The 6889-nt window shown below is 60.5% G+C and carries 7 protein-coding genes; 3 read left to right on the top strand and 4 right to left on the bottom strand.

Annotated elements, in window-relative coordinates; translation table 11 throughout:
• Positions 1-414 (bottom strand): LysE family translocator (locus tag DBR18_RS03520; protein WP_158275037.1); only part of this gene is annotated, 414 nt, incomplete at its 3' end.
• A gap of 139 nt (positions 415-553) precedes the next feature.
• Here DBR18_RS03520 and alaC point away from each other — a divergent pair.
• On the top strand, positions 554-1771 hold the full coding sequence (gene alaC, locus DBR18_RS03525; protein WP_108589274.1) for an alanine transaminase: 1218 nt from the start codon (positions 554-556) through the stop codon (positions 1769-1771).
• A gap of 151 nt (positions 1772-1922) precedes the next feature.
• Here the strand turns inward: alaC and DBR18_RS03530 are convergent, their stop codons facing one another.
• Positions 1923-3275: a GntP family permease gene (locus DBR18_RS03530; RefSeq protein WP_108589275.1), complete on the bottom strand. Its 1353-nt coding sequence runs from the start codon at positions 3273-3275 to the stop codon at positions 1923-1925.
• An 82-nt stretch (positions 3276-3357) separates the two neighbouring features.
• Positions 3358-3891 (bottom strand): gluconokinase, encoded by a 534-nt coding sequence (locus DBR18_RS03535; RefSeq protein WP_007969352.1) that lies wholly within the window; start codon positions 3889-3891, stop codon positions 3358-3360.
• Between the two features lie 216 nt (positions 3892-4107).
• Here DBR18_RS03535 and DBR18_RS03540 point away from each other — a divergent pair, with 216 nt between their 5' ends.
• Positions 4108-5139, top strand: coding sequence for a LacI family DNA-binding transcriptional regulator (locus DBR18_RS03540; RefSeq protein WP_108589276.1), 1032 nt, complete (start codon positions 4108-4110; stop codon positions 5137-5139).
• Between the two features lie 229 nt (positions 5140-5368).
• On the opposite strand, the gene DBR18_RS03550 is transcribed toward DBR18_RS03540, so the two are convergent.
• Positions 5369-6241, bottom strand: a complete 873-nt coding sequence (locus tag DBR18_RS03550) for a LysR family transcriptional regulator (RefSeq protein WP_108589277.1) — start codon at positions 6239-6241, stop codon at positions 5369-5371.
• A 120-nt stretch (positions 6242-6361) separates the two neighbouring features.
• Between DBR18_RS03550 and DBR18_RS03555 the strand changes: the two genes are divergently transcribed.
• Positions 6362-6802 (top strand): PACE efflux transporter, encoded by a 441-nt coding sequence (locus DBR18_RS03555; protein WP_108589278.1) that lies wholly within the window; start codon positions 6362-6364, stop codon positions 6800-6802.
• Positions 6803-6889 lie beyond the last annotated feature (87 nt).

Raw genomic sequence — 6889 nt, forward strand, 5'->3', positions numbered from 1 at the left:
CGCGATCAGCGTACCGCCGACTGCCGCGAACCACAGAATCGCGCTCGGCGAGGACATAGCGAGAAAGATCCCGCGAAAGAACTCCTTGCGATGGGAGTTCTGCCCCACTTCCGCCGTCGCTGCCAATTGCGCCTCGTGGTGAATCGCCGAGTAGATCATCTTCGCCGCAAAGTAGATCAGCAGCGCCGACCCGCCGATCCACAGCACCCAGCGCACGGTTTCGTATTGCAGCAGCACGGTCATTCCGGCCAGCGCCAGCACCGCGTAGATCAGGTCACCGACGCAGGTGCCCAGGCCCAGCGCGAAGCCCTGAAAGTAACCGCGCTGCATCGCCAGGGTGATCATTGCGATGTTGGCCACGCCGATGTCCAGGCACAACGAAAGGCTCAGCAAGAAGCCACTGGTGAATTCCATCTACCGATTTCCTTGGGAAAAATTTGTTTGCACGCAGGCTGGACAGCCTGCCATCACAGCCCTTATCTTCCGCCACAGGTCACCGCAGTGACCAGCGTCGCTCGGACGGTTCCGGGCGCTTACGTTATCCGAGGCAACAATGGCTGAACAAGGTTCGCCGCGCCGCTTTGCGCGCATTGATCGACTCCCCCCTTACGTTTTCAACATCACCGCCGAGCTGAAGATGGCCGCGCGGCGCCGTGGTGAAGACATCATCGACCTGAGCATGGGCAACCCCGACGGGGCCACGCCGCCGCACATTGTCGAAAAACTCGTCCAGGTCGCCCAGCGCGAAGACACCCACGGTTACTCCACGTCCAAGGGCATTCCGCGTCTGCGCCGGGCGATTTCCAACTGGTACAAGGAACGCTACGCGGTCGACATCGACCCGGAAAGCGAAGCCATCGTCACCATCGGTTCCAAGGAAGGCCTGGCGCATTTGATGCTGGCGACCCTGGATCAGGGCGACACGGTACTGGTGCCGAACCCGAGCTACCCGATTCACATCTACGGCGCGGTGATTGCCGGTGCGCAGGTGCGTTCGGTGCCGCTGGTGCCCGGCGTGGACTTCTTCGATGAACTGGAGCGGGCGATTCGCGGTTCGATTCCGAAACCGAAAATGATGATCCTCGGCTTCCCCTCCAACCCTACCGCACAGTGCGTGGAGCTGGATTTCTTCGAACGGGTGATCGCCCTCGCCAAGCAGTACGACGTACTGGTGGTGCACGACCTGGCCTACGCCGACATCGTCTACGACGGCTGGAAAGCCCCGTCGATCATGCAGGTGCCGGGCGCCAAGGACATCGCGGTGGAGTTTTTCACCCTGTCCAAGAGCTACAACATGGCGGGCTGGCGTATCGGCTTCATGGTCGGCAACCCGGAACTGGTCAACGCCCTGGCGCGGATCAAGAGCTACCACGACTACGGCACCTTCACCCCGCTGCAAGTGGCGGCGATTGCCGCGCTGGAAGGCGATCAGCAATGCGTGCGCGACATCGCCGAGCAGTATCGCCAGCGTCGTAACGTGCTGGTCAAAGGCCTGCATGAGCTGGGCTGGATGGTCGAGAACCCGAAGGCTTCGATGTACGTCTGGGCGAAGATTCCCGAGGCTTACGCGCACCTCGGCTCGCTGGAGTTCGCCAAGAAGCTGCTGGCCGAAGCCAAGGTCTGTGTCTCGCCGGGGGTGGGATTTGGTGAGTATGGCGACGATCACGTGCGCTTTGCGCTGATCGAGAACCAGGACCGGATTCGGCAGGCCGTGCGCGGGATTCGCGGGATGTTCCGGGCCGATGGCCTGACCCCGAAAACCTCCGCCTGACACATCCCCCCTGTAGGAGCTGCCGCAGGCTGCGATCTTTTGATTTTAAAGATCAAGATCAAAAGATCGCAGCCTGCGGCAGCTCCTACAGGGGTCATCACCCACAAAAAAACCGCATCGCTGCGGTTTTTTTGTGCCTGCAAAACGCCGCTTAAACGAACAGCGACAACAGCAGGATAAAGCCCAACGCAACCACCGACAGGATGGTTTCCATCGCCGTCCAGGTTTTGAAGGTTTCGGCGACGGTCATGTTGAAGTACTGCTTCACCAGCCAGAAACCGGCGTCGTTGACGTGGGACAGGATCAACGAACCGGCACCGGTAGCGAGTACCAGCAGCTCACGGTTGACGCCCGGGATCATCCCCACCACCGGCACCACGATGCCCGCGCCCGTGATGGTCGCCACGGTGGCCGAACCGGTAGCGATACGAATCACCGCCGCTACCAGCCACGCCAGCAGGATCGGCGAGATCTGTGCGCTGACCGCCATGTGGCCGATCACGTCGCCCACGCCGCTGGTCACCAGCATCTGCTTGAAACCGCCACCGGCACCGATGATCAGGATGATCGCGGCGGTCGGCGCCAGGCTTGCGTCCAGCCACTTGAGCATCTGTTGCGAGCCGATGCCCTGCTTGTGACCAAAGGTGTACAGCGACAGCAACAAGGCCAACAGCAGTGCCGAGATCGGGTGACCGATCATGTCCATCCAGGTGCGGAAGAAGTGACCGTCCGGCAGCGCCACGTCGGCGAAGGTTTTCAGCAGCATCAGGAACACCGGCAGCAGCACGGTGACCAGGGTGATGCCGAAGCTCGGCAGATTCTGCGAATCGGTTTCACGGGCCAGTTGATCGACCAGTTCCTGATTCGGATGACCGGGAATGTGCTTGGCGATGAACGTACCGAAGATCGGGCCGGCAATGATGGCCGTCGGCAGCGCAACGATCAGACCATAAAGAATGGTCTTGCCGATGTCGGCACCGAACACGCCGATCGCCAGCAGCGGGCCCGGGTGCGGCGGCACCAGACCGTGTACCGCGGACAGACCGGCGAGCAGTGGAATACCGATCTTGATGATCGACACGCCAGTGCGGCGGGCAACGATGAACACCAGCGGAATCAGCAGCACGAAGCCGATTTCGAAGAACAGCGGAATACCGACGAGGAACGCGGCGAACATCATCGCCCACTGCACCTTGTCCTTGCCGAAGGCGCGGATCAGGGTCTGGGCGATCTGATCGGCACCACCGGATTCGGCCATCATTTTGCCGAGCATGGTGCCCAGCGCGAGGATGATGCCGACGAAACCGAGCACGCCACCGAAGCCGTCCTGGAACGCCTTGATGATGGTGCCGATCGGCATGCCCGACGTCAGGCCGAGGAACGCGGCCGCGATGGTCAGGGAGATAAAGGGGTGAATCTTGAATTTGGTGATCAGGATAATCAGGCCGATTACCGTGACCACTGCATCGAGCAGCAGGTAGGCGTCGTGGGACATGCCAAACATTGGGGGTGTCTCCTGGCTTGTTGTTGTTATTAAAGCGGGTTAAACAGAATTCGTGAGGACAGCGCTAGCTCTTTCAACACACTCATACCGCCTGTTTCAGACCGTGGGCCTGCCACCAGACGTGCGCCTGGGCCGCCAGTTCTTCAACGCTGTGGATCGAAGCATTCAGCGCTAGGGTCAGCGGCTCGCCAACCGGCGACTCGAGGGTGGCGAACTGGCTTTCGATCAGCGTCGCCGGCATGAAGTGGCCTGGGCGATGGGACACGCGGTCGGCGGCGACTTCAGGGGTCAGCTCAAGGAACACGAAGCCCAGGCCCGGCAAGGCACTGCGCAGCACTTCGCGATAACTGTGTTTGAGGGCCGAGCAGGTCAGCACCGGGCGCTCGCCGAGTGCATCGACACGACGCAACTCAACGCACAGGCTGTCGAGCCAGCCGGCACGGTCATCGTCGTTCAGGGGGATCCCCGCGCTCATCTTTTCGATGTTGGCGGCCGGATGAAAAGTATCGCCTTCAATGGCAGTGGCGCCGCTCAATTGGCACAGGGCCTGGCTGACGCACGTCTTGCCGCAACCGGCAACGCCCATGATGACCAGGGCGGTGATGGGATGACTCATATAACACCTCAGCGCGCAGACAGCGCTACCTTTGCTAGCTATGACTCTAGTGCACAGGCAGAAGTTGCCGACGCCTTCTTGTCGTTTTTTTGGGTTGCAGCAGGTTTTTGCCCAACGCCAAAAAGCGAGGATCAGGCAGGACCTCGCTTACGCATTTGCAGCTGCATCAGGACAGCGCTACCTTAGTGCCTTGATTTTTGTTTGGCAAGCCGCCCGATGACCACCCCTAAAAACGATAAAAACACTCGCACCACCGGCCGTCCCACCCTTAATGAAGTTGCCCGTCTGGCCGGCGTCAGTCCGATTACCGCCTCCCGCGCCCTGCGTGGGGTCAGCACCGTGGCCACCGAGCTGGTGGAAAAAGTGCAGAAAGCCGCGCTCGAACTCAACTACGTGGTCAACCCTGCCGCCCGCGCCCTGGCCTCGGCGCAGAGCCATTCGGTGGTGGTGCTGGTGCCGTCGCTGTCGAACCTGTTGTTCATCGATACGCTGGAAGCCATTCATCGGGTGCTCACGCCCAAGGGCTTCGAAGTGCTGATCGGCAACTTCCACTATTCGCGCGATGAAGAAGAAAACCTGCTGCGCAACTACATGGCCTATCAGCCGCGTGGTCTGCTGTTGACCGGGTTTGATCGCACCGAAAGTTCGCGACGGATGATCGAGGCCAGCAACATTCCCTGCGTGTACATGATGGAGCTGGACAGCGCCGCCGGGGTGAACTGTGTGGGCTTCTCGCAGCTCAGCGCCGGCGAAACCGCGGCCGAACATTTGCTCTCGCGCGGGCGCAAGCGCCTGGCCTACATCGGCGCGCAACTCGATCAGCGCACCTTGTTGCGTGGTGAAGGGTTCCGCAAAGCCTTGCAGAAGGCCGGTCGTTACGACCCGGATCTGGAAGTACTGACCCCGCGCGCCTCGTCGGTGGGCCTGGGCGGTGAACTGTTCCTGCAATTGCTGGCGGCGCATCCGGACGTCGATGCGATCTTCTTTGGCAACGACGACCTGGCGCAGGGTGCCCTACTCGAAGCGTTGCGCAACGGGATCAAGATCCCCGAGCAGGTGGCGATCCTCGGTTTCAACGACTTGCCGATGTCCGAACACATGGTCCCGCGCCTGAGCAGCATCAACACCCCGCGCGAGGCAATCGGCCGGCGCGCGGCGGAGCAGATGCTGACGCTGATGGCCGGCAACAGCGTGGTGCGGCCGGTGGAAGACATGGGTTTTGAACTGAAGATTCGCGAAAGTACCTGACGCCCTCTTCCCATGTAGGAGCTGCCGAAGGCTGCGATCTTTTGATTTTGCTTTTCAAGATCAAGATCAAAAGATCGCAGCCTTCGGCAGCTCCTACAGGGGTCGTTTGTACGCTGCAAAATCCTGTAGGAGTGAGCCTGCTCGCGATTGCGGTTTTGCAGTGACAGATTTAGCGACTGACACACCGCTATCGCGAGCAGGCTCACTCCTACAGTAAATATGTGCAGGGTCAGTGACCGAGCAGTTCGACGAGGGCCAATGCGCCCTTCTGCAACGGCTGGCTCTTGAGCCACACCGCATGCACCGGCAGCACCAGGCCGTTTTCGATATTGCGGAAATTCAGGCGTTTCAAGCGCCCAGTGTCCAGCCACGGCTGCACCACCGACAACGGGAAGTTGCCCCAGCCCAACCCCGCCTCAACCATCTCCAGCGCCGTCTCCAGCGTGTCGGTGCGCCAGTGCGATTCAGCCACCAGTGGCCGGGTTTCGCTGATCGGCAGGTCGCGGCTGGCAACGAAAATCTGCCGCACATGCACCAGGTCTTCGAGAAACAGATCCTGGCCCTGCAACAACGGACTGTCCGCCGCCAGCGTGGCGATCATCCGTTCGCTGCCGACAAACTGAAAACGCTCCAGCACGTTCATGCTCAACCCGGCAAACGCCAGGCACACGCTGACGCGGCCACTGTGCAGCATCGCCAGCACATCGTCCTGCGGCGCGGTCAGCACTTCGATGTCGAGCAGCGGATGGCGCTCGGCAATCACCTTGATCGCGGCGAGCAAGCGGCGCCGGTCGATGTCGGCAACTACGCCAATCGACAGCTTGCTCTCCAGCCCCAGCGACAACTCCACCGCGTGCACCTGCAACTGCTTGAACTGTTCGGCAATCAGCCGCGCGTGGGGCACCAGTGACAGCGCCATCGCCGTCGGTTGCGGTTCACGATGGCTGCGGTCGAACAGCGGATAACCGAGTTCCGCTTCCAGATTGCCGATGCCCATGCTCACTGCCGAAGGCACCCGACCCAAAGCGCGGGCGGCTGCGGAGAAGGAGCCGCGCTCGATCACGGCGAGGAACAATTCGATGCTGTCGCTGTTGAAATTCAAACCATCACCTATCACCAAAACTGAAAGCTACTGACTTTTTCTGTCACCGCTATTGAAGCTATCTTTCGCCGCCTCCGCCAGTCCCGCTGGCCATCGAGTTCAAGACAGAGGCAAATTTTCATGCAAGGCGTCAAACGCAAACTGGTCTACGTGTCGCTTTATGAAGTGATCGGCATGACCTTCTCCGCCCTAGGTCTGGCGCTGTTGTCCGGCACCTCGCCCGGCAGCACCGGCCCATTGGCGGTGATCATCACCACCATCGCGGTGACCTGGAATTTCATCTACACCTCGCTGTTCGAGCACTGGGAAAGCCGCCAGAAATCGCGCACGCGCACGGTCAAACGACGCATCGCCCACGCCGTGGGTTTTCAACTGACGCTGATCGTGTTTCTGATCCCGCTGATCGCCTGGTGGATGAACATCAGTCTGGTGCAGGCGTTTCTGCTGGACCTGGCGCTGATCATTTTCATCCCGTGCTACACGTTTGCCTTCAACTGGCTGTTCGATCGCATCTTCGGCTTGCCGGCGTCGGCGCTGCCCGATTCCGCCGCAGCGGCATAAATCGTTAACTCGTAAGTAGTTATTGCAAGAAATCGGCGGTATTCCGGGGCAAACCGCCGATATTCACAATCCATCAACTCTGATAGC

The sequence above is a fragment of the Pseudomonas sp. HMWF021 genome, assembly GCF_003061005.1.
Lineage (GTDB): Bacteria > Pseudomonadota > Gammaproteobacteria > Pseudomonadales > Pseudomonadaceae > Aquipseudomonas.